A 26,325-nucleotide genomic window follows, 5' to 3' on the forward strand; every position below is an offset into this window, starting at 1 on the left:
CTCAGGCCCCGCCCACGAACTTCTTCTTCAGCGCGTCGGGGATCAGGTCTCCCGCCGGCTCGCTGTACTGAAGTCCGGTGAAGGTGTCGTCCTCGAAGGTCAACGACGTCAGGCTGGCCAGCGAGCACTGACGCTTGCGGGGATCGTGAGCGAACCGGGCCTTCTCGTAGGCTCGCCGCGCCGTCCAGACCGGCAGCTGGTGCGAGACAATGACCGCCTCGTGGCCGCGGGCGACCTCCAGCGCATCGCGGATCGCCGCGCGCATGCGGGCAGCGATCTCGACGTAGGGCTCACCCCACGACGGCTTCATGGGATTGCGCACGAGCCACCAGTTCTTGGGACGCCAGAGCGATCCTTCACCCGTTCCGAAGGTCACGCCCTCGAACTTGTTGCCGGCCTCGATGACCCGCTCGTCGGTCTGGATGTCGAGCTTGAGGATGTCGGACAGCGGCTGCGCCGTCTGCTGCGCGCGTTCGAGCGGCGATGACACCAGATGGGTGATGTCGTTGCTCTTGAGCGAGTCGGCGACCTTGGCAGCCATCTCGTGCCCGAGATCTGACAGGTTGTAGCCCGCGATGCGGCCGTAGAGAACGCCGAGCGGGTTGTGGACCTCGCCGTGCCGCATCAGGTGCACGATGGTTCGAGTCATGAATCTTCCTTGGCTTGGGCAGCAGCGAGCGCGGCACCCGGGAGTGCCGCTGCAATTCTAGAGAGTGCGTCCTCATCGTGTGCGGCCGAGACGAACCAGCACTCGAAAGCACTCGGCGGCAGGTAGATCCCGGCGTCGAGCATCGCGTGGAAGAACGGCTTGTAGCGCCACGCTTCCTGTCGCTGCGCCGCCGCGAAGTCGTTGACCGGACCGTCGGTGCCCCAGAAGACGCTGAACATGTTGCCGGCGTTCTGCATCGTGTACGCCAACCCGGTCGCGTCGAGCGCTTCACGCACGGCTGCTGGAGCTGCGCGGAGGCGGCGTCGAGACGCGCGTAGGCATCGGCGTCGGCGAGCTTCAAGGTGGTCAGTCCGGCGGTCGTGGCGACCGGGTTGCCCGACAGGGTGCCGGCTTGATACACGGGGCCGACCGGTGCCAGCTGCTCCATGACCTCGCGGCGGCCACCGAAGGCCGCGGCCGGGGAAGCCGCCGCCCATGACCTTGCCGAACGTCACCAGGTCAGGTGCCCAGCCTTCTTGCTGACCGTCGAGACCCCAGTGCCCTGAGCGGGTGACCCGGAAGCCGGTCATGACCTCGTCGCTGATGAACAGCGCGCCGTGACGGCCACAGATCTGCGACAGGAACTCGTTGAAGCCCGGCAGCGGGGGACGACGCCCATGTTGCCGGCGGCTGCCTCGGTGATCAGGCAGGCGATCTGGTCGCCGTACTCGGCGAATGCGGCCTCGACTGCGGCCCGGTCGTTGTAGGGCAGCACGATGGTGTCGGCGGTGACGTGCGACGGCACGCCGGGGTCTCGGGGAGCCCGAGGGTCACGACGCCCGAGCCGGCCTGGGCCAGCAGCGCATCGACGTGACCGTGATAGCAGCCGGCGAACTTGACGACCTTGTCGCGCCCCGTGAAACCGCGTGCGAGCCGGATCGCCGACATCGTCGCCTCGGTGCCGGACGACACCATGCGGACGCTCTCGGCCGACGTGCGTCCGACGATCTCCTCGGCCAGGAGCACCTCGGGAGCGCTCGGGGTGCCGAATGACGTGCCGTGCGCGACCGCCGCACCCACGGCCGCCATGACCTCGGGGTGTGCGTGCCCGAGCAGCATCGGCCCCCACGAGCCGACCAGGTCGACGTATCGACGGCCGTCGACGTCGGTCAGCCAGGCGCCCTTGCCCTTCGCCATGAAGATCGGTGTCCCTCCGACAGCACGAAAGGCCCGGACGGGAGAGTTGACGCCGCCCGGCGAGACGGCGCGTGCACGGTCGAACAACTGCTGAGATGCGGGTAGGACGTCACCGGTCCATTGTCTCTCGCGTCCAATTCGGGGCGACAGCGGCGTCAGGTGCGCGTAACTTCGACGCCATCTGACTCGTTAGTGGGATGTCTGTGGGGGTACGCATCACGCGCCGACTGACGTAACATCTGGTTACATACGGCACTGATTCAGCACCGTGGCGCGTGGGTGGCGCCGTTTGGGAGGGTACGACTAATGGGAAACTCGTAAGCCACGCGTTGGCAAAAGGCCAGCGCCCTTGTTCCGATGACACTCTTGGTCGGCGTGTGGGGAGCCATGCTGACCAACTCCGAGCTGGCGACGGCGACGGGCGGAAAGGCCGACGACGAAATCCCCGCCGTGCCGGCCACCGCCTTCGAGCAGCCGGCCAGCGTGCAGCAGTCACCTGAGGGCGTCGACCCGCGGGCCGGCACCGTCGGCACGATCTCGACGCTGTCGACCAATGGCATCCCCGCCTCCCGCGCTGTACGCCTACCGCCGGGCCGAGAGCCTGCTGGGCAAGGCCGACGAGGCGTGCAAGTTGCCGTGGAACCTCGTTGCCGCGATCGGACGGGTCGAGTCCAACCACGGTCGCACCGGCGGAAATGCGCACTCGACTGCCGACGGCACCGCCAAGCCCGGCATCTACGGTCCCCTGCTCGACGGCCGCGACGGCCGCGCGAAGATCACAGACACCGACAACGGCACCCTCGACAAGAACCCGGTCCTCGACCGTGCCGTCGGTCCGATGCAGTTCATCCCCAGCACGTGGGAGGCCGTCGGCGTCGACTCCGACAACGACGACAAGAAGAATCCGCAGGACATCGACGATGCTGCGACATCGGCTGGCATCTACTTGTGTGCCGGCGAGGGCGACCTATCGACACCGACGGGCGCCGCGACCGCCGTCAAGCGCTACAACCACTCCGACTCCTACGTCGACCTGGTGCTCAAGATCTCGGCCGCCTACGCACAGGGGTGACTTCACCCAGTCTCCCGACGGCTTCTCGACCGCGCCGGTGCTGACCTCTTCGTCGAATGACCAGACGTTGACCTCGAGCGAGCGCAAGGCAGCCGCCAAGGCCGAGAAGAAGGCTGCCAAGAAGCCGAAGCCGTCGAAGGGTGAGAGCGGCTCGACGGGCGGCGGAACCGGTGGCGGGACTACCGGTGGCGGCACGGGCGGTGGCACCGGAGGATCCACCGGCGGTGGCGGTACTGGCGGCGGTGGATCGACCGGCGGTGGTGGCGGAACGGGCGGCAGCGGCGGTGGTACCGACAGCGGCCACGGCTCCAGCGGCGGCTTGTCAGGTCTCGTGGGCGGCGTCGTCAGCGACGGCACCGGCACCACGACAGAAGAAGACGGCGGATCGACCGGCTCGGCGACACTGACCTGGGCCGAGGCCAAGGCCAAGTGCCTGGCGACCGGCATCTCGAGTCTCGACGTCGCCGGAATCCTCAAGTGCGTCACTGACCTGCTGTCCTGATCAGCACGACAGCCTGACGAAGGCCCGCTCCCCTGGGTCGGGCCTTCGTCATGTGCCCGTCAGCCTCTGCGATGCTGCTGCATGACCTGAGCCGTGCGGCGGACCGCGATGAGCTCGGCCAGCCGACGCTTGGCGATGAGCCTCCGACGATGCGCAAGAGTTCCCCGGCTCACTGGGCCAGCCTCCGCACGATCGGCAACCGGCTGCGCGTGAAAATCATGGCCGCCAGCGCCGCTATCAGCGGGACGACCACCACGATGGCACCGAGCAGCAGCCACGGCACCTGGATGATGGGACCGACCTGCTCGGCCACGCCCGACACATAGCTCTCGCTGGTCAGCGGCCACGTCACCGCGATCCCCGGCGCGAAACCCACGGCAATGCCGAGCAAGGTGCCCAGGGTCGCCAGCACGATCGCCTGCGCGCCAGCCACCAGACGGCGCGTGCGTGGTGCAGCCCCCACCGCGGCGAGCGTCGAGAAGTCAGGCCGGGCATCACTCAGCGCCAGACCGGTCGCAGTCATCGTCCCGACCAGGACCGCCACGGCGCCGAAGCCGAGAAGCGCGAGGAATGGCAAGGCGAACGACTCCTGGAAGCCGCGCTCGACGTACGCTCCACCGCCAATCGAGTCCAGCCCCGACACGGCTCGCTGGACCCGCGCCTCGACCGCCTCGCTCTGGATTGGGGCACCGAGCGCGGAGATCGCGCGCCGTGACTCCCACGGGACGCCGACGGACTTCATGGTCTGGGGCGAGACGAGGACCAGGCCGAGCCTGGGCTCGGGTCCGCTGGGCACGCCACCTGTGCCGAGGTCGCCCAGCACAGCGGGGAGAGACACCTGCTGCGTCTCCTCGCCGCCCTCGACCTCGAGCACGACCTTGCCGTCCGGGTTGATGGCGTCGGGGTCACCGACCACCGCCGTTCCAGAGGACAGCGCCGCCTCACCGGCAGCATCGAGCCGGACGCCCCACTCGCGTGCTGCGTCCGCATCGCCGACGACCACATCGGTCGGACCCGAGTACATCTCGGACGACTTGGCGTAGACCCAGGTGCTGTCTTCTCCCGAGTCGGACTCGACACCGGCGGAGCCGATCGGCGTGAACACGAGCCCACCAGCAGCTTTTCGTGGCAGTAGCCACGGCGGACTCGAGAACGTCCGGTTGGGCATTGATCGTCATGCGTCCGGCTTGCTGCTGGTACTGATAGTCCCGGCGGCTCTGCTCGAAATCGCTCGAGGAGCCGATCGCGAAGGGTCGTGATCCCTGCGACCGACGCCATGACTGCGGCAATCGCCGGCGCACTTCGCGCGCGGTGCCTCGCCGTGTCACGCAGGGCGAGCCGCAACGACAGCGGCAGCCATCCGCCGGCTCGGGCCACCGCGCCGATGACGAGCGGCGTCAAGAACACCGCTCCAAAGACGATCGCGATGGTCGAGGCAGCCACGGCCATCTCCCCTCCGGGCCGGGTGCCGAAGGTGAAACATGCGGCGAGTCCCGCCACCACCAGGACGATACCGACGACGGGCCACCCTCGACTCGACCTGACAGTCCCGCGGCGGCCAGCTAGCACGGCAGCCACTTCTTGCCTCGCCGCCTGACGGGCCGGAACGAGCGCGGCTCCCACCGAGGCAAGGGAGCCGAGCAGGATCGCCGCTGCCACGTACGGCCACTGCATCTCGAAGGGGCCGACTCCACCTTCGGAACCACGGAAGGACCGAGCCACACGACCAGCGCCGACAACGCAGCACCCAGCAGGGCGCCGACAAGGCAGGCCAGTATCCCGAGCACGAGCGCTTGGCCCAGCACGACCCGGCGAATCTGCGTCGGCGACGCCCCGGTGGCGGCAAGCAAGGCCAGATCGCGCCGTTGTCGGCGCACTCCGACCGCGAAGGCAGGACCGGCCAGCAGCACGACTTCCAGCACGATCGCGGTCACCACAATCGCCAGGACGCCCCGGAGTGCGGCATCACCTTCCGACTGCATCACCAGCGTGTCAGGGTAGAGCTCAGCCTCAGCTGGCGGGTGGGCCAGCACGTGCTCAGACGTGACGAGGAACCCCTGGCGATTGAGCCGTTTGACGTCGTCCCACGTCACAGGCGCAGCGCGATCGATCAGAAATGATGCGCCATCCGCAGCTGGTAGAACTCCCGGCAACGTCATGACCGTCTGCCGGTCTCCCCCGCGGGTGACCGTGCCGATCCGCCCTACCCCCACCACCTCGAGGGCGTGGTTCCGGCCGGCCTTGACCGTGGAACCGACAACGGCCCCCTCCTCGGCCAGGCGCTGTGACACGACAACTTCGTCCTTGGTGCGAGGCACACGTCCCGAGTCCAACCGGAAAAGACCTCGGGTAGCTGGGCTCGAACCGTCGACGCCAGTGACTCGCTGCGGTAACCCTTGCCGTCGATCACGACGGTCGTGCCGAATCCCCGTTCGACCACATCGACGCGCCCGTCGACCAGCCCCGCCAACGACGCGGCCTGCTCGTCGGTGGTCTCCCACTGCGTCCCGCCCTCGTACCGTGCCATGTCGATTCCGTCGGGCAGCTGTTCGACCCTGCCTCCGACATAGGTGGCCGCCGCCTGGGCCGAGCCCAGCTGGTCGCGAAGGCCCTCTGCCGAGCTGATCTCGTTGGACGCGACGATCGACGTCAGCATCACGGTGAGCAGCACCGGGGCGCCGACCATGGTCATGATCAGCGCACTGCGTCCCTTCGAGCGCAGCACGTCGCGACGACCCGCGCGCAGGGCAACGCGCCATGAGGCGGAGAACTGACTCACACGTGCCGACCGGTGACGAGCAGCGTCTCTGCCGACTGCTCCGACGCGGTGGAGTCGGTGATGCGACCGTCGCGCAGGAAGATGATGCGATCAGCCCACGCAGCGTGCCGGGCGTCGTGGGTCACGATCAGCCCTGCTGCGCCGCGGTCGATGCGCTTGCGCCAGCACCTCGAGCACGGCCTCTCCCGTCTGCGAGTCGAGCGCGCCGGTCGGCTCATCAGCGAGGAGCACGCGACGTGGGCCGACCAGAGCTCGAGCGATGGCGACGCGCTGCTGCTGACCACCAGACATCTCGTCGGGGAACCGGTCGGCGAGGCCATCCATCTCGACGTCCTCCAGCGACTTGGATGCACTGCGCCGCGCCGCCCGCCGAGACATCCCGTCGAGCTTCCAGCGGCAGGGCCACATTCTCGGCTGCGGTGAGGGTCGGAATGAGGTTGAGGTCCTGGAAGACGTAGCCCACGCTGCGTCGGCGCATCGCCGCGGGCTGCTTGGCCGTCGCCTGCCCCAGGCTCTGACCCTCCACGACCACCTCGCCCTCAGTCGGCCGGTCGAGTCCGCCGGCCATCGTCAGCAAGGTGGACTTGCCGAGCCAGACGGTCCCATGATGGCGACCAGCTCGCCTTCGATCAGGCGCAGATCGACGTCACGCAACGCGTGCACCTCGGCGGCGCCCTCGCCGTGGACGCGGCTCACTGCGCGCAGCTCCAGCACGACCTCGCTCATGCGTTCACCTGACTGCTGTCGACCTGCACCGGCCGGGCTGGGGCGGCCTGGGTCGGAGGATTGGCGCGACTCACTCGGGACTCGACATGATCCAGCCAGCGGACCTGCGACTCAGCCGAGAAGATCAGTCGTTCAAGCACGAGCTCCCACGCAAGATCGTTCGTGTCGTCAGCTTGGCGCTTGAGCCGGGTGTAGTCCTGGCTGGCGCAGCGTCGCGGCCCGTTGGGTCTGGATGATCGCGGGCACGTCGACGCCGTCCATCCCGACGCTCAGGGCTAGCTTGATCGACAGCCACCCCGCGGGTCACCAGATTTGTCGACCGGGCTGATGAACCAGGCATCCACGTCGGCCTGTCCGGTCGCGGTGAGCTGATAGGCAATACGACCGTCATGATCAGCCTCGCCCACAACGTCAACTAGACCATCTCGCTGCAGACGCTGCAGGGTCGTGTAGACCTGCCCGACGTTGAGCGGCCAGGTACCTCCGGTGCGCGCCTCGAACTCCGCGCGGAGCTGATAACCGTGGCGCGGTCCTTGCTTCAGCAACGCCATCAAGCTGTGACGGATCGACATGTTCGCTCTCCCTATACCCGGTATGCACCGCTCGGACATGACTGTATACCGGGTATGCAGAGGCCGTCAAACAACCTCGGTACTAGCGGTGCGGGTGGGGGATCAGCGCGCCAGGCGGGCGGCGAGCTCGGCGGCCCAGTACGTCAGCACGATGTCGGCGCCCGCGCGACGGATCGAGATGATGATCTCGTCGATGGCCCGTTCACGATCGATCCAGCCGTTCGCCGCGGCGGCCTCGACCATCGCGAGCTCGCCGGAGATGTTGTAGGCGGCCACCGGCACGTCGACGGCAGCGCGCACGTCGGCGATCAGGTCGAGGTACGACAGCGCCGGCTTGACCATGACGATGTCGGCGCCCTCCTCGATGTCGAGCAGGGTCTCGCGGATCGCCTCACGACCATTGGCCGGATCTTGCTGGTACGACTTGCGATCGCCCTGCAACGAGGAGTCGACGGCCTCGCGGAACGGACCGTAGAAGGCCGATGCGTACTTGGCGGCGTACGCCAGGATCACCGCGTCGTCGTGACCTGCTGCGTCGAGGGCCGAGCGGATCGCACCGACCTGACCGTCCATCATCCCGCTCGGTGCGACGACGTGGGCACCCGACTCAGCCTGGACGACCCCCATCTGGGCGTAGATCTCGACCGTCCGGTCGTTGTCGACCCGACCCCGGTCGTCGAGCACACCGCAGTGGCCGTGATCGGTGAACTCGTCGAGGCACAGATCGGCCATCACGAGCAGGTCGTCACCGACCTCGGCGCGAGCATCGGCCAGCGCGACGTTGAGGATGCCATCAGGATCGAGCGCCCCCGAGCCGACCGCGTCCTTGCGCTCGGGCAACCGAACAGCATGACCCCGCCAAGGCCCACCTCGGCGGCCTCGGCGTAGGCCCGTCGGGCGGTGTCGCGGGTGTGCTGCACGACGCCGGGCATGCTCGAGATCGGCCGCGGCTCGGTGCGCCCCTCTGCCACGAACATCGGCAGGATCAGCTGGGACGGCTGCACATGAGTCTCCGCCACCAACCGCCTCATCGCAGGCGTTGAACGCAGACGACGAGGACGGTCGGCGGGGAAGCTGATGGCGTTTCCTTTGCTTGTTCTCTCGGGAACGCGTCAGGCCTTGCGGCGCGACGACGGACGCTTCTGCGACGGCTTCGTCACCGGCTCGCCCGCCTCGACGAAAGCCCAGACGACGGGCCGCGCCGAACTCGGCCAGAGCATCAGCCAGCACGTCGACCGACGGCGACTCGGCCATCACGTCGACCCGCAGGCCGTGCTCCTCAGCCGTCTTGGCCGTAGCCGGGCCGATGCACGCGATGATCGTCGACGTGTGCGGCTTGCCGGCAATACCCACGAGGTTGCGGACCGTGGACGACGAGGTGAACATCACCGCGTCGAACTTGCCGGTCTTGATCGCCTCGCGGGTCGGCGCCGGCGGCGGGGCCGCCCGGACGGTCCGGTAGGCCGTGACGTCGTCGACCTCCCAGCCCAGGTCGATCAGGCCGGCGACCAGGGTCTCGGTCGCGATGTCGGCGCGCGGCAGGAAGACCCGGTTGATCGGGTCGAGCAGCTCGTCGTACGGCGGCCAGTCCTCGAGCAACCCACGAGCCGACTGCTCACCCGACGGGATGAGATCGGCGCGGATGCCCCACGTGGCGATGGCCTCGGCGGTCTTCTCGCCGACTGCGGCGATCTTCAGGCCCGAGAACGCACGAGCGTCGAGCCCATACTCCTCGAACTTCTCGCGAACGGCCTTGACGGCGTCTGACGCTCGTGAACGCGATCCACTCGTAACGGCCCTCGACCAGACCGCGGACGGCCTTGTCCATCTGCTGCGGGTTGCGCGGCGGCTCGACCGAGATCGTCGGAACTTCCTCGGAGATCGCACCGAACCCGCGCAGGCGCGAGGCCAGACCGGCGGACTGCTCCTTGGTGCGGGGCACCAGGATGCGCCAGCCGTACAGCGGCTTGGTCTCGAACCACGACAGCGCCTCGCGCATCGTGACGACCTCGCCGACGACCGTGATCGCCGGGGCGGTCATGCCCGCGGCCTTGGCGTCGGCAGCGATGTTGGCGAGCGTCGAGACGACCGTGGTCTGCTCGGTCGTCGTGCCGACCCGGGTCATCGCGACCGGCGTCTCGGCCTTGCGACCCGCATCGATCAGTCCCGAGGCGACCTCGGCGATCCGCGCGACGGCCGACAGCAGCACCAGCGTGTCGTTGCCCGTGTGATCGGCCCAGTTGATGGACGCGTCACCCACGCTGACGACCGAGTACTCACGGTGCGTCTTGTTGGTCAGCGGGACACCCGCGTACGCCGGAACCGCGGTGATCGACGAGATGCCGGGGACGATCTCGAAGCCGATACCGGCCTTGCTGCACGCAGCGGCCTCTTCGGGGCCCGTGGCATACGTGAACGGGTCACCAGCGATCAGGCGCACGACGTGCGCGCCGGTCTTGGCGTGCTTGACCACGAGTCGGGCACGAGCGGCGTGGGTCAGCTTCTCGCCGTCCTCGCCCACACCGCCATCGATGATCTCTGCACCGTTGGTGACGGCTCAGCCTGCTCAGGCAGCTCCGTGATGACGACGTCGGCCTGCGCGAGGAGCTCGGCGGCACGGACCGTCAGGAGAACTCGCGTCTCCTGGTCCTGTGCCCACGAAGCTCACGTGGCCGCGAATGACCTTGCGCACGCCGGGATCCGGCGTCGTCGGTGCTTCTCGCATCGGGGTGATTGTCACGGTGTTCCTTTTCTCGGTCTGTCAGGGGGTCAGGAGGTGGTGGCGGCCATCAGGTCGTCAGCACCTTCGGCGAGCATCTCGACAGCAAGACGTTCACCGACCGCGGCGGCATCACTGGGCTTGCCGGTCGCGGACAGTCGGATAGTGGGCGAGCCGGAAACGTCTCCGACCACGGCACGAAGCCAGAGCTTCGACACCGTCATCGCCTTCGACGATCTCGGCCAGAGCTCCCACTGGTGCACTGCAACCTGCCTCAAGGGTGGCGAGGAGGCTTCGCTCGGCGGTGACGGCAGCACGTGTGTCGCTGTCGTCGAGTCGTTCGAGCAGTCGAATCGTCGCGCCATCATCGGCGCGACATTCGCAGGCAAGTGCTCCCTGCCCGGGGGGCGGAAGCATCTGCAGGGGTCAATGATCTCGGTGGCCTCGTTCGGCGCGGCCGAGCCGCAGCAGTCCGGCCCGCGCCAGGAGCACACCGTCGAGCCACCGGAGGTGACCTTGCCGATGCGGGTGTCGACGTTGCCGCGCAGCGGCGCCCCCTCGACTCCGAGCCCGAGCGCGTTGAGCTGGGCCTGGCGACGCGGTGAACCGGTGCCGATCCGGGCGCCTTGCGGAGCTCGCCGAGCGTCAGCCCGTCGCGGCCGACCAGGACGTCGCGCGGATCGACCCGCGGCGGGATCGCCGCGACGACGCAGCTCGGGGTGCGGCGCGGTCGGCAGGTCCTTGAGCGAGTGCACGGCGAGGTCGATCTCACCGCGGCACGAACGCCTCACGGAGGGCAGCGACGAACACGCCGGTTCCGCCGATCTGCGCGAGTGGCTCGCTGCTGCGATCTCCTTCGGTGGAGATGTGCACGGCTCCATCTCGACACCCCACTCGGCGCGCAACCGGTCAGTGATGATGCCCGACTGCGTCGTCGCCAGAGCGCTGGCGCGCGTGCCGAGCCTCAGGACGGTCTTGTCTGTGGTCATGCCTGGTCCCCCACTCGTGTCACTGCCTCGACAGCGGACGGATCAAGCGCGAACAGATCAGCAAGCGCATTGGCGTACGTGAGCCCGGCCGGGCCGTCGACGACTGCTGCACCCGCACCGTGGGTGCGTGGATGAGCTTCTCGGCGACTCGATGAAGGGCCTTGCGGACGTCGGCCCGATCCTCGTCGCTCAGCCCGGGCAGCCGGGCCTCGATGCGGGCCTGCTCGGCGGCGACGACCTCGGTGGCCATGGTGCGCAGCGCGACGACGGTCGGCGTGATGTGCGAAGCGGCCTTGGCTGCCAGGAACGTGCGGACCTCGCTGTCGACGATCGAGCGCACCTCGCGCACGTCGGCAGCGATCTCGGCGTTCTCGGACAGTCCGGACAGGACGATGAGGTCGACCAGCGTGACGCCGTCGATCTCGCCGACGGCCGGATCGATGTCGCGGGGCAGGGCGAGATCGATCAGCGACATCGGACGGCCCTGGGTCGCTGCGGCAACCCGTTCGCGGTCGAAGACGATGCCGCTGGCTCCGGTGCAGCTGATCACGACATCGGCACCGGCCAGCTCGACGTCCATCGCCTGCCAGCGGACCGCGCTGACTCCGAACGTCTCGACCAGTGCGAAGGCTCGCTGGAACGTGCGGTTCGCGACCATGATGCGGGTCGGGTCGACGCCTCGGTCGACCAGCGTGCGGACCGCGAGGCTTGCCATGGTCCCGGCGCCGGCCACGAGGAAACGGCTCTCGGGTGCGTCGACGACCGCTCCGGCGGCGTCGAGGCCGGCTGTGACGACCGACGGCGCGAGCCGGTCGATCCCGGTCTCGGCATGGCCGCGCTTGCCGATACGCAACGCCTGCTGGAACAACGTGTTGAGCGCCGAGCCAACCGTCGACTCAGCCTGGGCGCTGTGCAGCGCGTCGCGAACCTGTCCGAGGATCTGGCTCTCGCCCAGGATCATCGAGTCCATGCCGGCCGCGACACCGAACAGGTGGGCGACGGCGGCCTCGTCGAAGTGGACGTACACGTGGCGCACGAGCTCGTCACGGTCGAGCCCTGAGTGCTCGGCCAGGATGCGTGACACCTCTTCGACGGCGCCGTGGAAGCGCTCGGCCTCGACGTAGATCTCGACCCGGTTGCAGGTCGAGACGACGACCGACTCGGTCACGAAGGGCGCCTCGAGCACCATCCGGGACAAGCTTGACCCCGGCCTCGGAGTCGAGCGAAGCCCGCTCGAGCAGGTCGATCGGCGCCGACTTGTGGGACATGCCCACCACTAGAACGCTCATAAGTCAGGAGACCCCCCGTGTCTCGGTTCCGGCCTTGCGCTGCTCGTGATAGGCGAGGATCTGCAGCTCGATCGACAGATCGACCTTGCGGACGTCGACGCCGTCGGGAACCTGCACGAGGGCGGGCGCGAAGTTGAGGATGCTGGTGATCCCAGCAGCGACCAGCCGGTCGGCGACCTCTTGGGCCGCCGTTCCGGGGGTCGCGATGATGCCGATCGAGATGGACCGCTCGGCCACGATCTCGTCGAGGTCGTCGACCGAGCTCACGACGATGTCGGACACGACGGTGCCGATGCGCTGCGGGTCGGTGTCGACCAGCGCGGCGACGCGGATGCCGCGGGTCGTGAATCCTTGGTAGGCCGACAGCGCCGAGCCCAGGTTGCCGATGCCGACGATGACGACGTCCCAGTCCTGGGTCTGGCCGATCTCGCGAGCGATCTGGTAGCGCAGGTACTCGACGTCGTAGCCGACACCGCGGGTGCCGTAGGAGCCGAGGTAGGACAGGTCCTTGCGGAGCTTGGCCGGGTTGACTCCAGCAGCGTCTGCGAAGCTCGTTGGACGAACAGGTCGCCACGGCCTGCTCGGCCAGCGCATTGAGCGCGCGCAGGTAGACGGGCAAGCGCGCCACGGTGGCATCAGGGATGCCGCGGCTGCTTCCGTCGCCAAGACGGGGGCTGCGAAGAATGGTCACGGTGCTCCTGCACTGCGGTGCTGGGGATTATCCCTTGCGGGACGGGCACGCGGTGCACCGACAGTTTAAGAGTTTGTGAACGCGTTAACAAAATCGAGACACATCTCGGTGGCCCACGTCACACTCGACGGCCTCGTTCAGGGACGCTTCGACAGGGCCTTGCGAAGCCGTTCGGGGTCCACCCGCCAGAAGTCGTGCTGGGCTCCGTCGACGAAGGTGACAGGCACTTGTTCGGTGAAACGCTGGTGAAGATCGGGGTCGTCGTCGATGTCGACGCGCGTCCACGAGGTGCCCAGCTCGGCGCAGATCTCGGCGACCTGCGCCTCGGCGACCTCGCACAGATGGCAGCCCTCACGGGAGTACACGACGACCCGCGCAGCGCCCGCGTGCGGGACCGACGGCGATGCTTCCGGGTGCCGGGAGCGGCCCGGAAGCCTCATGCCGGGCTGCCCGACTCGGCGCTCAGGCCCAACGTCTCCGAACGTGCCAGCGCACGTAGCCGACCCTTGGCGACCTTGCCGGTCGCCGAGTGCGGCAGACCAGAGACGACGATGACCCGGCTCGGGAGCTTGAATCGCGCCAGTCGCGTCCGGCAGTGTTCGATGACGATCTCCTGCACCTCGTCGGCCGAGTGCCCGACGTCAGGACCGGCGACCACGAAGGCGACGACAGCCTCACCCGTCTCGGCGTCGGGCAGGCCCACGACCGCGACCTCGGTGACGCCCGGGACCTCTGCGATGACGTCCTCGACCTCGAAGGGGTACACGTTGAACCCCGAGACGATGACGAGCTCGCGCAGGCGGTCGACCAACGTCAGGTCGCCGTCCTCGTCGAGGAAGCCGACGTCACCGGTCGGGTACCAGCCGTCGTCGCGAGGTCCGTCGACACCATCGGGCCAGTAGCCGGAGAACAGGTTCTCGCCCTTGACCCAGATCTCGGCAGGGTCTCCGGGTGCGGCGTCGACCCCGCTGGACTCGACGATCCGGACGTCGATGCCCGGGAGCGGACGGCCGACCGAACCTGGTTTGGGCGGGGTTTCCGGGTCTCGGCCCTGACCCATCGTCGTCGCGATCACGGGAGCCGTCTCGGTCAGACCATAGCCCTGCTCGACATGACGTCCGGCGGACTCGTGGAAGGACTCGGCAAGTCGGCATCGAGCGTCGAGGCGCCCGAGAGCACCATCGACACGCTGCTGAGCCGGTCGCGCAGTCGTCTCGACCGGCCCACGCCGCGATGACCGGCGGCGCCAGTGGGACGTTCGTGACGCCCTCGGACTGGATCAGCTTCAGCAGCCCACCGGGATCGAAGCCGTCGACCATGAGCACCGTGGCGCCTTGGCGCACGGCTTGGCCCAGCACGCAGTTCAAGCCATAGATGTGGAACATCGGCAGCAGCCCGAGACAGATGTCGTCGGAAGCCACGGCCGGTGGATCGAGCTGGGCGATCTGCTCGATGTTGGCGATCAGGGCCCGATGGGTCAGCATCGCGCCGCGCGGCTTGCCGCTGGTTCCTGACGTGTAGAGGATCACGGCCAGGGTCTCGACGTCGACCGGGGCCGTGGGGGCCGCACCGGAGGCGTCGGCGAGGAACGCCTCGAAGGTCGTCTCGCCGGCCTGCGGTTCGGTGCCGTCGACGACGACGCTGAACTGATGGTCGTCGCTGCGCGCCTCGCGGACCTGCTCGACCCCCGCCTCGTCGCACAGCACCACCCGGGAGACCGAGTCAGCCAGGATGCGGCCGATCTCGCGGGTCGTGGAACGCGGATTGATCGGCACGGCGACCATCCCTCCACGCAGGATGCCGTAATAGGCGATCGGCAGGTCGATCCGGTTGCCCATCACGATCGCGACGCGCTGACCGGCGACCAGCCCGCGGGCCGACAGCGCGCGCGCCACCGCATCGGCAGCTTCGTCGAACTCTCGCCACGTGACCTCTCGGCGCACACCACGATGCTCGACCAGCGCGACTCCGTCCGGGTCCTCGACTGCTGACTCGTGCAGGTATTCGCTGACATTGACCGTCACACGTCGAGTCAACCACAGGTGCAGGGTCCGCAAGGGGGTTAGGCTCGCAGGCATGGCACCGGACGCGACACCAGATCTGCCGCGCAACCTGCAGTCCCGCTCGGTTCTCGCCGGCCAGGCCTCGGCTTCCTACCCCGAGGTCGAGACTGCGCTCTCGGCCGCACCCGATCCGACGGCCGCCGCCTTCTTCGACGTCGACAACACGATCATGCAGGGCGCCTCGATCTTCTACTTCGCCCGCGGCCTGCACCAGCGCAAGTTCTTCACGACCCGTGACATCTTGTCGGCTGCGTGGCAGCAGATGTACTTCCGGGTCGTCGGCAGCGAGGACCCCGAACGCATCGCCAAGGCCCGCTCCAGCGCCCTCGCCTTCATCGCGGGACACCACGTCTCCGAGGCTCGAGCAGCTCGGCGAAGAGATCTTCGACCAGCACATGGCGCACAAGATCTGGCCCGGGACCCGGGCCATCGCGCAGTGGCACCTCGACCGTGGTCAACAGGTCTGGCTCGTCACCGCTGCACCCATCGAGATCGCGTCCGTCATCGCTCGTCGGCTCGGGCTGACCGGCGCGCTCGGCACCGTCGCCGAGCACGTCGACGGCGTCTACACCGGCGAGCTGGTCGGCGAGATGCTCCACGGCGAGGGCAAGGCCGTGGCGATCCGAGAGATCGCCGACCGCGAGGGGCTCGACCTCGACGCCTGCTACGCCTACTCCGACTCCAGCAACGACCTCCCGATGCTGTCGTTGGTGGGTCATCCGTGTGCGGTCAAATCCCGATTCTGGGCTGCGAGCCCAGGCCAAAGCCAAGGGCTGGCGCATCCGCGACTACCGCACCGGCCGCAAGGTGGCTCTGGCCGGCAGCAAGGGCGCCGTGGCCGCTGTCGCAGCCACGGCGACGTGGCACGTGCTGCGCCGTCAGATGAAGAGAACTCGCTGACACTCCGGTTCATCCGGGCTAGACTCGCCGGTGATCAGGGAGGGCCTGTGAGGGATTCAAGCCATGGACTGCGCGTCGCGCTGTCGCTTGCCCTCGCGATCCCGCACGACCGGTCGCTGCAGGTCGCCCTGGCTCTGGCGGACTCGCCGGCCTATGCCCCCTCCACGGGCGGCGCGGCCCCGCACGACGACAACGATCCCGAGGCGACGCGACTCCGGGCGCTGGTCGATCTCGCCAAGGAAGGCGACGCCGAGGCATTCGGCCAGCTGTACGACCACTACATGACCGGCGTGTTCCGATTCATCTACTACCGAGTCGGCTCGCAGCGAGCCGCCGAAGACCTCACGAGCGAGACGTTCGTGCGCGGGCTCCGCGCGATCCAACGGTTCAACTGGCAGGGCAAGGACTTCGGGGCCTGGGGCTCACCACGATCGCCCGCAACCTCGTGGCCGATCACTTCAAGTCCAGCCGCTCGCGCCTCGAGATCGTGTCCGAGACGATCCCCGAGGGCAAGACCCATGCGGCCAGCCCCGAGCAGGAGGTCTTGTCGCTGATCTCCAACGAGATCCTGTTCGAGGCCGTCAACGCGCTGCCCAACGAGCAGCGCGACTGCATCCTGATGCGGTTCATCCAGGGACTCTCGATCGCACAGACCGCTGCCGGCTCTCGGCCGCAGCGAAGGCGCTGCGAGCAGCGGCGCTCCGGGCCGTCCGAAGCCTCGCCAAGTCGGTGCCAGGAGACGTCCGATGAACCGCGCCCACGAGTTCCTGCATCACGTTCTGGAGGCCGTAACTTCCTCGGCTCCGGGGTAGTTGTCAAGTCCTGACTACCCGGCAACAGCGAGGACAGCGTCAGTGAGGTGCGTGTCATGATCGGCCGTCGCTCCCACGACGACGCCCAGGCATTCGAGGATGCCTGGAACGGTCGCGCATCCTCTGACGAGGCGATCGCCGGGCTCGTGCAGTTCGCAGAAGACCTCTGCGAGGCCGCCGCAGCCGAACCTTCGTCTGCCTTCCGTTCAGATCTTCGCAGCAGGCTCATGGCCGAGGCCGGCACGGTCCTGGTCCCGATGCCGGCTGCTTCGCGCCCCGTCGCGCCTAGCCCCGCCCCAGCCGCAAGGGACGTCGACGCGTCGCGGTGTCTCACCGCAGCCCTCATCGCGGCCGCGGGTGGCGTCAGCCTGGTGTCCTCCAGCGCATCGGCGCTGCCCGGCGACCTGCTCTACCCGGTCAAGCGCACGGTCCAATCAGTCGAGCTGACGTTGCACCGCAGCGACTCCGATCGCGGCGCCTTCCAGCTGGGCCAGGCCTCAGAGCGCCTCGCCGAGGCCCGCGAGCTTAGCGAGGGCAATGCCTCGCCCACGCTCATCAACGAGGCACTCGACTCCTTCTCCGAGGCTGCGACCAACGGCTCGACCCGGTTGTTCAGCGACTTCACGTCCAGCGGTCAGGAGAAGTCGGTCCCGCAAGGTCAACGACTTCGCCACCGCCGCGAGCGCTGACCTGACGGCCCTGTCGGGCCGCCCGACGACGCGCACCGTGACCTGACGACTGGGCGACCGAGCACGGTGGGCGAGGCTCGCCACGGAGGCCACGACGCTGTGCGTCAGCTGCGTGTCCTCCGACCTTCGGTCGCTGTGTGACTGGGTGACCGACCTGGCCGAGAAGCCCCCGCCAAGCCGAAGACTTCCGACGCCGACAGAAGGCAACCGCCGACAAGCCGGCGTCGGGTCAGGGCTCCCAGCCCGCCGCCTCGACGCCGACCGAGGCTCCCGCGAAGTCGACCCCGACCACGACGGCGCCGAGCGCCCTGCTCCGGCTGCGACGACCAAGGCCCCCTCGCTGACCGACATCACCGACCCGCTGCTCGGCGGTCTGCTCGGCGACGACGAGCAGGAAGGCCTCGTCCCCGGCCTGTTGAACGGCCTGCTCGGCAACAAGAAATAGGCGTCAGTAGAAGGCGTTGCCCCGGTCGACCAGCAGCTGTAGAGGGTCTGCTGGATCGTCTCGCGCACCTGGTCGGTGACGTTGAACAGCAGCATCGGGTCGTCGCGCCGCTTCCGGCTCGTACGCGTCGGTGCGGATCGGCTCGCCGAACTCGATGATCCACTTGCTCGGCAACGGGATCAGGCCCGCAGGACCGAGCAGGGGAAGAACGGCGTGATCGGCAGGTAGGGCAGGCCCAGCAGGCGCGCCACCGAGGGGACGTTGCCGACCAACGGGTAGATCTCTTCGGCGCCCACGATCGACACCGGGACGATAGGAACTCCGGCGCGCATCGCCGAGGACACGAATCCGCCGCGGCCGAAGCGTTGCAGCTTGTACCGCTCGGCGAAGGGCTTGCCGATGCCCTTGAAGCCCTCAGGCCACACCCCGGCCAGCTCGCCATTGGTCAGCAGTCGCTCAGCGTCCTGCTTGCATGCCAACGTGGCCCCCATCTTGCGGGCCACCTGACCCACGAGCGGCAACGAGAACACCAGGTCGGCGCCCAGGGGACGCAGATTGCGGCCCGCGTACTTCTTGACTGCGTAGCCGGTCATCAGGCCGTCGATCGGCACAGTCCCCGAATGATTGGCCACCAGCAGTGCGCCGCCATCTTCGGGGATGTTCTGATGCCACGGACCTCGAGCCGGAACCACTTCTCGGCGAGCGGCTCGATCGCCGCTGCGAGGACCTCGGCGATCTGCGGGTCGAAACCGAACTCATCGACCTCGTAGTGACCGGCCAGGCGCTTGCGCAGCGTCGCCAGGAGCACTGCGATGCGTCGTTCCCAGTCGGTGCCGAAGACCCGCTGCGCACCCTGGATCAGGGCGACGGCGATGTCGTCGAGCGGGATGCCGGCACCGACGGGGGCAGCCCCTGCGGTGCGGGTGCGCTGCGCGGCCTCTTCTGCGGCCGCCGCGGCGGCGCGGGCTGCATCTTCGTCGGTCACGGCGCGCAGCCGGGGCGGTTGGATCTGGGTCTGGGGTCGGCGGCGCAGCCTGGGTGGCAGCGGGCTTCTTGACCGCAGCCTTCTTGACCGGTGCCTTCTTGGCAGCTGCCTTCTTGACGGGTGCCGTTGGGCCTGCTGGGGTGTCGGCGACCTTCTTGGCCTTCACGACCGGCTTCTTCGGGGCGGCTCCACCCGCCAACGACCGGGCAGCAGCAGACGGCGAGGTCTCACGGTTTCCGCGGCCGGCCTTGCCGCCCGAGCCGATCGTCTTGCGCTCGTCGTTCATGCGTGGACCCCTAGCGTGGTCAGGATGCCCGGCCGAAGCGATGCACCGAAGTCATCCAGGGTTTCCTGGGAGGTCTGCACCAGCTCGTAGCCGAAGATGTCCCGCAATGCCGAGGTGTCGATGGCTCGGCCGTACGTCAGGAGCCGGTGCAGATCGGGCGGGATGTCAGAACCCATCGTGCGGATGACCCGGCGCGAGGCGGCCGCGAACCCGATCGGCAGCAGCGGGATGACAGGCCGACCGAGGCGACGAGCGGCCTGGCTCAGCAGCACGATCCCGTCGCCGGCGGCATTGAAGGTGCCGGGACGGTCGTGCAGGACGGCCTGCGTCAAGATCTCGATAGCGTCCTCGAGCGACAGGAACTGCAACCGCGGGTCGAAGCCGAGGACGGCGGGAAGCACCGGATTGCGCAGGTAGTTGCTCAGCGGCGTCTCGATCGACGGGTGCAGCACCTGGGCTGCCCGGATCGTGGTGATGATGACTTCGGGGCGCCGGCGCGCAAATCCCCGGACATAGGACTCGACCTCGACGATGTCCTTGGCAAAGCCCGTGCGGACGCCACCGCGGGCCAGCAGCGACTCGGTGAACATCGCCGGGTCGCGCGGCGACGTGCCGTAGACCGCAGCCGACGAGCCGAGCACGAACTTGCCGACCTTCGCCGACCGTTGGCAGGCCGCCAGAGCTGCATCGTGCCGATGACGTTGAGCTCTTTGGCGCCGCCGCTGCGCCCGCGCCGAGGCGGGTTGACGTCGAGGTGCACCACGGTGTCGACGTCGTCGACCGCGATGACCTTGCCCACGACAGGCGTACGGATGTCGGCACGGACGAACTTGACGCGTCCGAGATCGGCGTCCGGCAGGATCGTGTCGATCCCGACGACCTTGTCGATGCCTGCATCCTCACCGAGATCGGCGAGGTGCCGGGCAAAAGTTGACGCGAATGAGCCAGCCACTCCCGTCACGAGGATGACCCGGCTCATTCGCGTTGGTTCCTGCTTGCCCAGACGACGACGCTGCACTCGAGTGCGCTTGAGCATCTTGCGGTGCTTCTTCTTCGACATCCGCTTGCGACGCTTCTTGATGACTGAACCCACGGGTCACTTCTCATTCTAGTCGGCCACACGTCGGTGGCTGGTGTGCTCTTGAGACTCTTGGTCACAGCAGCGGGTGAGGCACCTTATGGCCTCTGCCCTCGGTCATGACTGCCCATCAGCCTACACGTGCCGTGCGGGTGGTCGTGTGCCCGACTGGGGTTGGTCAGCCTGCCTGGAAGTAGGACTTGCCCAGGAACTCCTGGAGGACGTGCTCAGGGACCCGGAAGGAGCGTCCGACTCGGACTGCCTCGAGCTCACCGGAGTGCACCAGACGGTAGACCGTCATCTTGGAGACACGCATCTGGCTGGCCACTTCGGCAACAGTCAAGAATGTCGGTCCGGGAGCCATCTGACCACCTACTTCCTGAGGGGCACGCGCGCTCTCTGGCTTCCCCACCAGAGAAATAGCGCGCGTGCCTTGGTCGAGACTAGTGCCTCGCGACACCCCCGCGACAGTAGTTCCACAAAAAATCCTGGAACTGGACCAGCGTCGTGCGCCCGGTCACGGTTGCGGGTCCAGCCCGTTCAACGGGAACGCCGCTTCACGGGTCGCATGGATCGAGCGGTCGAGCCAGCTCGCGGGGTCATATCCCTGCTCCCAGGCCCGGTAGGTGACGGAGCGTCCGTCGGTCATCCGCTGCGGTCCGGGCATGCCGCGCAGGTGCGCGATCCGGTCGCGCCACTTCTCGGGAGTCAGGGACGCCGGGTCGAGCGGAGCGCCCGCGACGATGGCCAGCAGATGGGCCCATGCCCGCGGGACGACGTCGAGCACGGCGTAGCCTCCTCCACCCGTCGAGACCCACTTGCCGCCGCACACCTCGTCGGCCAGGGCCTTGAGCGCCAGGTAGGACGCCCGCTGGCCGTCGACGCTCAACATGAGGTTGGTCAGCGGATCGTCCATGTGGGAGTCGCAGCCGTGCTGGGTCACCAAGATGTCGGGGGCGAACTCTCGCACGAGCGGCGGGACGACCGCGTGGAAGGCACGCAGCCAGCCCGCATCCGACGTGCCGGGCGGCAACGGGACGTTGACGGCCGTGCCCTCGGCGCCCTCTCCGCCGGTCTCGGACGAGAAGCCCGTCCCGGGGAACAACGTCTGCGGGCCCTCGTGGATCGAGATCGTCATGACTCGCGGATCGTTCCAGAACATCCGCTGGACCCCGTCGCCATGATGGGCGTCGACGTCGACGTACACGACCCGCTTCGCACCGTGGTCGAGGAGCCAGCGGATCGCCAGCGCGACGTCGTTGTAGATGCAGAATCCGCTCGCATTGCCTGGCATCGCGTGGTGCAGCCCGCCGCTGATGTTGACGGCGCGTGGCGCCTGGCCGGTCCAGACCCGACGCGCCGCCTCGACGCTGGCACCGGCGATCAGCGAGCTGGCCTCATGCATGTGGGCGAAGACCGGGTTGTCCTCGTTGCCGAGTCCGATCGTCAGGTCGGAGTGAGTCGGATGATCGCTGAGCTTGCGGACCCGCTCGATGTAGTTCTCGGTGTGGATCAGGTGCAGCTCGTCATCGGTCGCGGCGACCGCGCCCACGACCTCGAGCCCGTCGACGATCCCGAGCTCGTCGGCCAGGTCCATCGTGGGCTCGATGCGCACGGGCGCCATGGGGTGCGACTGACCGAAGTTGTACTCAGTCAGCTGCTCGTCGAAGACGACGCAGGCCCGGTCGTTGGACGTGTCCTGGATCTCACTCACGTGTCGAGCCTATTCCGGCCCCGACAACTCGGCGGACCGGGCCGCCGCCGCAGCGATTCCGGCCAGCAGCCCGTCCTTGACCCCACGCTCGTCAAAAGTCGTGATCGCCGCGTGCGTCGTGCCGTTCGGAGACGTGACCCGGCGGCGCAGCTCGGTGGCAGTGTCGTCGGACTCGGCCAGGAGCTTGGCCGAGCCCAAGATGGTCTGCGTGGCCAGCGTGCGAGCCGTCTCCTCGTCCAGGCCTCGCGCGACTCCACCGGCGATCATCGCCTCGGCCAGGTAGAAGACGTACGCCGGGCCTGAACCCGACACGGCCGTGACCGCGTCCTGCGCACTCTCGTCGACCACGACGACCTCGCCCCCGGCGTCGAGCAGGCCTGCGACCGCCTCGACCTGGTCGGCGGAGCAGGAGCTGCCAGCCGAGATCCCGAACATCCCCTCTCCCACCAGCGCGGGAGTGTTGGGCATCGCGCGCACCACGGCGACCCCATCGGGAAGGACCGTCTCGATCTGCTCGGTGCGGATGCCAGCAGCCAGCGACACGACGATCGCGGTGGACGGCACGGTCGCGCTGATCTCGTCGAGCAGCGCGGGAACGTCCTGCGGCTTGACGACCAGCAGGATGACGTCGGCCCCATCGACCGCCTCGGCGTTGCCGGTGACCTCCACGCCGTACTTGTCTCGCAGTTCGGACGCCCTCTCCTCCCGCTTTTCGCTGATCACGAGGGCGTCGGGCGCATGGCCCGCAGTAAGAATGGCCGACAGCAGGGTCTCCCCCATCACGCCGGCGCCGAGGATGGCGATCCGCTGAGTCATGTCGTCCAGACTAGGGTGCCGTAGTGCGCTTCCGTCCCGACCCTTTCATCCTGGCCTTGGTGGCCGCGGCCCTGCTGGCCTCGTTCGTCCCGGCGACCGGTGATGCACTGGACGTCCTGAAGACCGTGTCGAAGATCGCCATCGGCCTGCTGTTCTTCCTGTACGGCACCCGCCTGTCGACGGCGGAGACCGTCACGGGCCTGCGGCACTGGCGCCTCCACATCGTGATCCTGGGGGACGACCTTCGTGGTGTTCCCCCTGCTCGGCCTGGCCACCCAGCTGTTGGAGGGCAACCTGCTGCGCCCATCGCTCGCCAGCGGCGTCCTCCTGCTGTGCCTGGTGCCGTCCACGGTGCAGTCGTGCGTCGTGTTCACCCGCATCGCCGGAGGGAACGTGGCCGGCGCCGTCGTGAACGCCTCGCTGTCCAACATCATCGGCGTCGTCCTGACTCCGGTGCTCGTGGCGTTGCTGATGTCGTCGAGCGCTTCGGTCGACGGGGGGTCGATCCTGCGGATCTTCCTGCAGATCCTCGCGCCATTCGTCCTGGGCCAGCCTTCGGCCCTGGGTCGGCGGCTACGTGACCCGCCACGACAGCGCGCTGAAGCAGTACGACCGCAGCAGCATCGTGCTCGTCGTCTTCGTCGCGTTCAGCGAGGGCGCCGAGGCCGATGTGTGGTCGACCCTGTCGGTCTGGTCGGTGCTCGCGGTCGCCCTGGTGTGCGCGGCGCTGCTCGCGATCGTGCTGGGCTGGGCGGTCGCGATCGGACGAAGTCTGCGCTTCAACCGGGCCGACCGGATCACGATCTTGTTCTGCGGATGCAACAAGTCGCTCGCCAGCGGGCTGCCGATCGCCTCGGTGCTGTTCGCGCCCTCCGACGTCGCGCTGATCGCGCTGCCGCTGATGCTGTACCACCAGCTCCAGCTCATCACGTGCGCCGTCCTGGCCGGCCGCATCTCCCGCAGCAGCCGCTAGCTCGTGGCTCTACAGGACGCCGCGGGGGCGGAACTGCACGCTGATGCGGGGTCCGACCGCCCGGGCGGTCTTCAGGACCGCGTGATCCCAGGTGCGCTGGCACGAGCCACCCATCACCACGAGGTCACCGTGGCCCAGCGCGAAGCCGATCTGGGGTCCACCGGCCCGAGGTCGCAGCGACAGCCGACGAGCCGCCCCGAACGAGACGATCGCGATCATCGTGTCGTCGGTTCGGCCGCGGCCGATGCGGTCGCCGTGCCAGGCGACGCTGTCGCGCCCGTCGCGGTAGTAGCACAGGCCGGCGGTGGCAAACCGTTCACCGAGCTCGGCCTCGTAGTGGTCTGACAGTCGTTCGCGCGCCTGTTCCAGGACCGGGTCGGGCAGTCGTCGCGTGACCCGTAGTTCGCGACCAGTCGGGGCACGTCGACGACCCGGTCGTACATCTCGCGACTCTCGGCCCGCCACGGGACATCGGACTGCAGGCGCAGGAAGACATCGTCGGACCCCGAGATCCAGCCCGGCATCACCTCGACCCATGCTCCGTGATCGAGCTGCGTGCGAGAGGGCGTCAGGGGCCCGATCTCGGCCGCCTGACCCACGTCGAGCAAGGAGCCCTGGTAGAAGTCCGTCACCCCAGCAGAGTACGCCGATTCGAACAGATGTTCTAGTAGCCCTCGGCGCGAGTGGTGCAAACCAGGCCGCGAGCGGTGCGCTCTGGCCAGACACGCCGTGGCAAAGTCAATGGGTGGTGGCAACGGGTTGGTTTCACGCGGCCTCTTTGAGGAGCGTGTTCAGCGCTTGGGCTGGGGTCTTGAGGTTCAGCGTCGGGCGGGGACGGCGGTTCAGGGTCGCTGCGACGCGGGCGAGGTCCTCAGCGCTATGGACGGACAGGTCGCTTCCCTTCTCGAACCAGAACCGCAGCAGACGGTTGGTGTTCTCGTTCGTGCCGCGCTGCCAGGGCGAGTGCGGGTCACAGAAGAACAACTTCGTGTCCAACGCGGCTGGATGTCTTCATAGGCCGCGGCTCGGACCCGCGGTCCCAGGTGATCGACTGCCGCAAGTGTTTGGGCAGGTCACGCATCGCGTCGATCATCGCCGCCGCGACGGTCTGCGAGTCATGGCGATCTGGCAGGTGCAGCAAGATCGTGAACCGGGTTGTGCGCTCGACCAACGTCCCGATCGCGGACTTCGAAGCCGGTCCAACGATCAGGTCACCTTCCCAATGACCCGGAACAGCACGGTCGTCGACCTCAGCGGGCCGGTCGCTGATCGTGAAGGCCTCCTTGTAGGGACTGCTGGCCTTGCGATCACGGGTCTGTGGTCGCCGGTTCGCGCGTTTCAGGCTGAGGTTGCGGTGCAGGTCAGCGCGCAGCTCGCCACGGGTCTGGACGTAGAGGGCCTGATAGATCGTCTCGTGGGACACCCTCCAAGTGTGATCGTCACCGAACGTCTTCGTGAGCATCCCGGCGATCAAGCCCGGCGACCAGCCCTCGTCCATCGCGGCCTCGATGAACCGGCACAACGGCCCGTTCGTAGCGAGCTTGAAGGCCTTGGGCCGGCGCCGCAGCTCGGCTGCCAACCGGTGAGCGACCGACGCGTAATAGACCCCGTCCGGGCTCGACGACCGGTTGACCTCACGCCAGACCACCGACTTGTCCCGGCCGATGAAGATCCCGATCTGCGCGTACGACATCTGCAAACACCGACCGGCCTGAATCAACGACCTATCCATCATCGACAACGATCGACGGCAAGACGATGAGGACTTTCCTGGCAATGACGGTGGGATCGGGGCCACCAGACCGCCGCCATCTTTGCGACCGACAACGAGAGCAAGTTCCATCCGCCCAGACTGGCGCCACCAACGCGTCGCGGATCCAACCGACGCGCCGACACTCTGAGCCGCCGCCAGCAGCGACATCCCGCCACACACCGAATCAACGAAACGCTCACGCGTCCCAGGTTCGAACAACTTCACCATGACAACACTCCAATTCAACAAGCGTTGTCACGACCATATGAATCTGCCCGTCTCGGAAAGACCAGACCGCACCGTTCGCGGTGAGGGACGTAGGCTCCCAACCATGGAATCGGCCTGGGACTCACTGCTGGACCTGCTCGAACGGCTCGCGACTGACTCCGCCCTGGCGATCGACGCGCAGACCGAGCTCAGGTTCGCGACTCTCGCGACGCAGGCCGTGGCCGACGGCACGATCGATCGCGAGCTGCACGTCCCCGACATCGCCCGCTGGTTGTGCGGCCTGGCCGTGGCCCACCGCGCCGTCCGGGCGAGCCACCCTGAGAGCGATCCGGACGGCGACCTGGGCCCCCTGCGCGTGATCGCCACCAGGTGGCTGCACCCGGCTCGTCCGCGCTGAG

At 68.0% G+C, this 26,325-nt stretch carries 26 protein-coding genes and 12 pseudogenes; 9 read left to right on the plus strand and 29 right to left on the minus strand.

The window, feature by feature from the left end:
* Position 1 precedes the first annotated feature (1 nt).
* Positions 2 to 649: a histidine phosphatase family protein gene (locus ACHMWU_RS08400; protein ID WP_396042733.1), complete on the minus strand. Its 648-nt coding sequence runs from the start codon at positions 647 to 649 to the stop codon at positions 2 to 4.
* Positions 646 to 1,984 (minus strand): annotated as a pseudogene (hemL, locus tag ACHMWU_RS08405) (glutamate-1-semialdehyde 2,1-aminomutase). The gene ACHMWU_RS08400 and the pseudogene hemL overlap by 4 nt, the downstream one beginning before the upstream one ends.
* A gap of 415 nt (positions 1,985 to 2,399) precedes the next feature.
* Here hemL and ACHMWU_RS08410 point away from each other — a divergent pair.
* Positions 2,400 to 2,918: a lytic transglycosylase domain-containing protein gene (locus ACHMWU_RS08410; RefSeq protein WP_396042735.1), complete on the plus strand. Its 519-nt coding sequence runs from the start codon at positions 2,400 to 2,402 to the stop codon at positions 2,916 to 2,918.
* A gap of 37 nt (positions 2,919 to 2,955) precedes the next feature.
* The gene (locus ACHMWU_RS08415; RefSeq protein ID WP_396042737.1) at positions 2,956 to 3,420 is read left to right on the plus strand and encodes a hypothetical protein; all 465 of its coding nucleotides are present in this window, start codon (positions 2,956 to 2,958) and stop codon (positions 3,418 to 3,420) included.
* 169 nt (positions 3,421 to 3,589) lie between these two features.
* Here ACHMWU_RS08415 and ACHMWU_RS08420 read toward each other — a convergent pair whose 3' ends face one another.
* From ACHMWU_RS08420 to ACHMWU_RS08500, 17 genes and pseudogenes are all read right to left on the minus strand, one after another.
* Positions 3,590 to 4,525, minus strand: a complete 936-nt coding sequence (locus ACHMWU_RS08420; protein WP_396042739.1) for an FtsX-like permease family protein — start codon at positions 4,523 to 4,525, stop codon at positions 3,590 to 3,592.
* A gap of 457 nt (positions 4,526 to 4,982) precedes the next feature.
* Complete coding sequence (locus ACHMWU_RS08425; protein WP_396042741.1) at positions 4,983 to 5,711, minus strand: FtsX-like permease family protein; 729 nt, start codon at positions 5,709 to 5,711, stop codon at positions 4,983 to 4,985.
* The gene (locus tag ACHMWU_RS08430; protein WP_396042743.1) at positions 5,624 to 6,199 is read right to left on the minus strand and encodes a hypothetical protein; all 576 of its coding nucleotides are present in this window, start codon (positions 6,197 to 6,199) and stop codon (positions 5,624 to 5,626) included. The genes ACHMWU_RS08425 and ACHMWU_RS08430 overlap by 88 nt, the downstream gene beginning before the upstream one ends.
* Positions 6,196 to 6,925, minus strand: a pseudogene (locus ACHMWU_RS08435) (ABC transporter ATP-binding protein). Before ACHMWU_RS08435 ends, ACHMWU_RS08430 begins: the two are co-directional and overlap by 4 nt.
* A pseudogene (locus ACHMWU_RS08440) lies at positions 6,922 to 7,113 on the minus strand (PadR family transcriptional regulator); the annotation flags it as partial. The pseudogenes ACHMWU_RS08435 and ACHMWU_RS08440, both read right to left, overlap by 4 nt.
* A gap of 87 nt (positions 7,114 to 7,200) precedes the next feature.
* Positions 7,201 to 7,497, minus strand: a complete 297-nt coding sequence (locus ACHMWU_RS08445) for a PadR family transcriptional regulator (RefSeq protein ID WP_396042746.1) — start codon at positions 7,495 to 7,497, stop codon at positions 7,201 to 7,203.
* Between the two features lie 168 nt (positions 7,498 to 7,665).
* Positions 7,666 to 8,528 (minus strand): annotated as a pseudogene (hemB, locus tag ACHMWU_RS08450) (porphobilinogen synthase); the annotation flags it as partial.
* Positions 8,529 to 8,609: 81 nt separating this feature from the next.
* A pseudogene (locus ACHMWU_RS08455) lies at positions 8,610 to 10,222 on the minus strand (uroporphyrinogen-III synthase).
* A gap of 126 nt (positions 10,223 to 10,348) precedes the next feature.
* Positions 10,349 to 10,633: a hypothetical protein gene (locus ACHMWU_RS08460; RefSeq protein WP_396042748.1), complete on the minus strand. Its 285-nt coding sequence runs from the start codon at positions 10,631 to 10,633 to the stop codon at positions 10,349 to 10,351.
* A 351-nt stretch (positions 10,634 to 10,984) separates the two neighbouring features.
* On the minus strand, positions 10,985 to 11,110 hold the full coding sequence (locus ACHMWU_RS08465; RefSeq protein WP_396042750.1) for a hypothetical protein: 126 nt from the start codon (positions 11,108 to 11,110) through the stop codon (positions 10,985 to 10,987).
* A 114-nt stretch (positions 11,111 to 11,224) separates the two neighbouring features.
* Positions 11,225 to 12,373, minus strand: a complete 1,149-nt coding sequence (gene hemA / locus ACHMWU_RS08470; RefSeq protein WP_396042752.1) for a glutamyl-tRNA reductase — start codon at positions 12,371 to 12,373, stop codon at positions 11,225 to 11,227.
* 124 nt (positions 12,374 to 12,497) lie between these two features.
* Positions 12,498 to 13,130 carry a redox-sensing transcriptional repressor Rex gene (locus ACHMWU_RS08475; RefSeq protein ID WP_396042754.1) on the minus strand — a complete coding sequence of 211 codons (633 nt, stop codon included), beginning with the start codon at positions 13,128 to 13,130 and terminating at the stop codon, positions 12,498 to 12,500.
* Positions 13,081 to 13,185 (minus strand): annotated as a pseudogene (locus ACHMWU_RS08480) (redox-sensing transcriptional repressor Rex); the annotation flags it as partial. The pseudogene ACHMWU_RS08480 and the gene ACHMWU_RS08475, both read right to left, overlap by 50 nt.
* A 137-nt stretch (positions 13,186 to 13,322) precedes the next feature.
* Positions 13,323 to 13,625, minus strand: a complete 303-nt coding sequence (locus ACHMWU_RS08485) for a glutaredoxin family protein (RefSeq protein WP_396042756.1) — start codon at positions 13,623 to 13,625, stop codon at positions 13,323 to 13,325.
* On the minus strand, positions 13,622 to 13,996 hold the full coding sequence (locus ACHMWU_RS08490; protein WP_396042758.1) for a hypothetical protein: 375 nt from the start codon (positions 13,994 to 13,996) through the stop codon (positions 13,622 to 13,624). The genes ACHMWU_RS08485 and ACHMWU_RS08490 overlap by 4 nt, the downstream gene beginning before the upstream one ends.
* A 144-nt stretch (positions 13,997 to 14,140) precedes the next feature.
* A pseudogene (locus tag ACHMWU_RS08495) lies at positions 14,141 to 14,278 on the minus strand (hypothetical protein); the annotation flags it as partial.
* Between the two features lie 187 nt (positions 14,279 to 14,465).
* Positions 14,466 to 15,263 (minus strand): annotated as a pseudogene (locus ACHMWU_RS08500) (AMP-binding protein); the annotation flags it as partial.
* A gap of 154 nt (positions 15,264 to 15,417) precedes the next feature.
* Between ACHMWU_RS08500 and ACHMWU_RS08505 the strand changes: the two are divergent.
* From ACHMWU_RS08505 to ACHMWU_RS08525, 5 genes and pseudogenes are all read left to right on the plus strand, one after another.
* A pseudogene (locus ACHMWU_RS08505) lies at positions 15,418 to 15,510 on the plus strand (HAD-IB family hydrolase); the annotation flags it as partial.
* Positions 15,511 to 15,643: 133 nt separating this feature from the next.
* Positions 15,644 to 16,702, plus strand: a complete 1,059-nt coding sequence (locus ACHMWU_RS08510; RefSeq protein WP_396042760.1) for an HAD-IB family hydrolase — start codon at positions 15,644 to 15,646, stop codon at positions 16,700 to 16,702.
* Positions 16,636 to 16,974 (plus strand): sigma factor-like helix-turn-helix DNA-binding protein, encoded by a 339-nt coding sequence (locus ACHMWU_RS08515; RefSeq protein WP_396042762.1) that lies wholly within the window; start codon positions 16,636 to 16,638, stop codon positions 16,972 to 16,974. The genes ACHMWU_RS08510 and ACHMWU_RS08515 overlap by 67 nt, the downstream gene beginning before the upstream one ends.
* 42 nt (positions 16,975 to 17,016) lie before the next feature.
* The gene (locus ACHMWU_RS08520) at positions 17,017 to 17,649 is read left to right on the plus strand and encodes a DUF5667 domain-containing protein (protein ID WP_396042764.1); all 633 of its coding nucleotides are present in this window, start codon (positions 17,017 to 17,019) and stop codon (positions 17,647 to 17,649) included.
* Between the two features lie 145 nt (positions 17,650 to 17,794).
* Positions 17,795 to 18,094 (plus strand): hypothetical protein, encoded by a 300-nt coding sequence (locus ACHMWU_RS08525; protein ID WP_396042766.1) that lies wholly within the window; start codon positions 17,795 to 17,797, stop codon positions 18,092 to 18,094.
* 3 nt (positions 18,095 to 18,097) lie between these two features.
* Here ACHMWU_RS08525 and ACHMWU_RS08530 read toward each other — a convergent pair whose 3' ends face one another.
* From ACHMWU_RS08530 to proC, 8 genes and pseudogenes are all read right to left on the minus strand, one after another.
* Complete coding sequence (locus ACHMWU_RS08530) at positions 18,098 to 18,268, minus strand: hypothetical protein (protein ID WP_396042768.1); 171 nt, start codon at positions 18,266 to 18,268, stop codon at positions 18,098 to 18,100.
* A 5-nt stretch (positions 18,269 to 18,273) separates the two neighbouring features.
* The gene (locus tag ACHMWU_RS08535) at positions 18,274 to 18,786 is read right to left on the minus strand and encodes a lysophospholipid acyltransferase family protein (RefSeq protein ID WP_396042770.1); all 513 of its coding nucleotides are present in this window, start codon (positions 18,784 to 18,786) and stop codon (positions 18,274 to 18,276) included.
* The gene (locus ACHMWU_RS08540; protein WP_396042772.1) at positions 18,687 to 19,079 is read right to left on the minus strand and encodes a hypothetical protein; all 393 of its coding nucleotides are present in this window, start codon (positions 19,077 to 19,079) and stop codon (positions 18,687 to 18,689) included. Before ACHMWU_RS08540 ends, ACHMWU_RS08535 begins: the two co-directional genes overlap by 100 nt.
* Before the next feature lie 282 nt (positions 19,080 to 19,361).
* The gene (locus tag ACHMWU_RS08545) at positions 19,362 to 19,817 is read right to left on the minus strand and encodes a hypothetical protein (RefSeq protein WP_396042774.1); all 456 of its coding nucleotides are present in this window, start codon (positions 19,815 to 19,817) and stop codon (positions 19,362 to 19,364) included.
* Between the two features lie 542 nt (positions 19,818 to 20,359).
* A pseudogene (locus ACHMWU_RS08550) lies at positions 20,360 to 20,458 on the minus strand (30S ribosomal protein bS22); the annotation flags it as partial.
* A 163-nt stretch (positions 20,459 to 20,621) separates the two neighbouring features.
* A complete protein-coding gene (locus ACHMWU_RS08555) occupies positions 20,622 to 20,807 on the minus strand; it encodes a helix-turn-helix domain-containing protein (RefSeq protein ID WP_396042776.1) in 186 nt (61 codons plus the stop codon).
* 153 nt (positions 20,808 to 20,960) lie between these two features.
* Positions 20,961 to 22,157, minus strand: a complete 1,197-nt coding sequence (locus ACHMWU_RS08560) for an acetoin utilization protein AcuC (RefSeq protein WP_396042778.1) — start codon at positions 22,155 to 22,157, stop codon at positions 20,961 to 20,963.
* A gap of 9 nt (positions 22,158 to 22,166) precedes the next feature.
* A complete protein-coding gene (proC, locus tag ACHMWU_RS08565; RefSeq protein WP_396042780.1) occupies positions 22,167 to 22,973 on the minus strand; it encodes a pyrroline-5-carboxylate reductase in 807 nt (268 codons plus the stop codon).
* A 23-nt stretch (positions 22,974 to 22,996) separates the two neighbouring features.
* On the opposite strand from proC, the pseudogene ACHMWU_RS08570 reads away from it, so the two are divergent.
* Positions 22,997 to 23,946: pseudogene (locus ACHMWU_RS08570) on the plus strand (bile acid:sodium symporter family protein).
* Between the two features lie 9 nt (positions 23,947 to 23,955).
* Here the strand turns inward: ACHMWU_RS08570 and ACHMWU_RS08575 are convergent.
* Positions 23,956 to 24,411: an alpha-ketoglutarate-dependent dioxygenase AlkB gene (locus ACHMWU_RS08575; protein ID WP_396042782.1), complete on the minus strand. Its 456-nt coding sequence runs from the start codon at positions 24,409 to 24,411 to the stop codon at positions 23,956 to 23,958.
* 300 nt (positions 24,412 to 24,711) lie between these two features.
* Positions 24,712 to 25,927: pseudogene (locus tag ACHMWU_RS08580) on the minus strand (IS30 family transposase).
* Between the two features lie 103 nt (positions 25,928 to 26,030).
* Here ACHMWU_RS08580 and ACHMWU_RS08585 point away from each other — a divergent pair.
* On the plus strand, positions 26,031 to 26,324 hold the full coding sequence (locus ACHMWU_RS08585; protein ID WP_396042784.1) for a hypothetical protein: 294 nt from the start codon (positions 26,031 to 26,033) through the stop codon (positions 26,322 to 26,324).
* Position 26,325: the final 1 nt, after the last annotated feature.

Source organism: Aeromicrobium sp. UC242_57 (assembly GCF_044452305.1).
In the GTDB taxonomy this organism is placed as follows: Bacteria; Actinomycetota; Actinomycetes; order Propionibacteriales; family Nocardioidaceae; genus Aeromicrobium.

Excerpts from the sequence above, each read along its gene's own strand:
- ACHMWU_RS08400 (WP_396042733.1), bottom strand. The coding sequence starts at position 649 with ATGACTCGAACCATCGTGCACCTGATGCGGCACGGCGAGGTCCACAAC.
- ACHMWU_RS08410 (WP_396042735.1), top strand. The coding sequence starts at position 2,400 with ATGGCATCCCCGCCTCCCGCGCTGTACGCCTACCGCCGGGCCGAGAGC.
- ACHMWU_RS08445 (WP_396042746.1), bottom strand. The coding sequence starts at position 7,497 with ATGTCGATCCGTCACAGCTTGATGGCGTTGCTGAAGCAAGGACCGCGC.
- ACHMWU_RS08460 (WP_396042748.1), bottom strand. The coding sequence starts at position 10,633 with ATGCTTCCGCCCCCCGGGCAGGGAGCACTTGCCTGCGAATGTCGCGCC.
- ACHMWU_RS08475 (WP_396042754.1), bottom strand. The coding sequence starts at position 13,130 with ATGCCACCGTGGCGCGCTTGCCCGTCTACCTGCGCGCGCTCAATGCGC.
- ACHMWU_RS08485 (WP_396042756.1), bottom strand. The coding sequence starts at position 13,625 with ATGAGGCTTCCGGGCCGCTCCCGGCACCCGGAAGCATCGCCGTCGGTC.
- ACHMWU_RS08510 (WP_396042760.1), top strand. The coding sequence starts at position 15,644 with ATGGCGCACAAGATCTGGCCCGGGACCCGGGCCATCGCGCAGTGGCAC.
- ACHMWU_RS08520 (WP_396042764.1), top strand. The coding sequence starts at position 17,017 with ATGATCGGCCGTCGCTCCCACGACGACGCCCAGGCATTCGAGGATGCC.
- ACHMWU_RS08555 (WP_396042776.1), bottom strand. The coding sequence starts at position 20,807 with ATGGCTCCCGGACCGACATTCTTGACTGTTGCCGAAGTGGCCAGCCAG.
- proC (WP_396042780.1), bottom strand. The coding sequence starts at position 22,973 with ATGACTCAGCGGATCGCCATCCTCGGCGCCGGCGTGATGGGGGAGACC.
- ACHMWU_RS08585 (WP_396042784.1), top strand. The coding sequence starts at position 26,031 with ATGGAATCGGCCTGGGACTCACTGCTGGACCTGCTCGAACGGCTCGCG.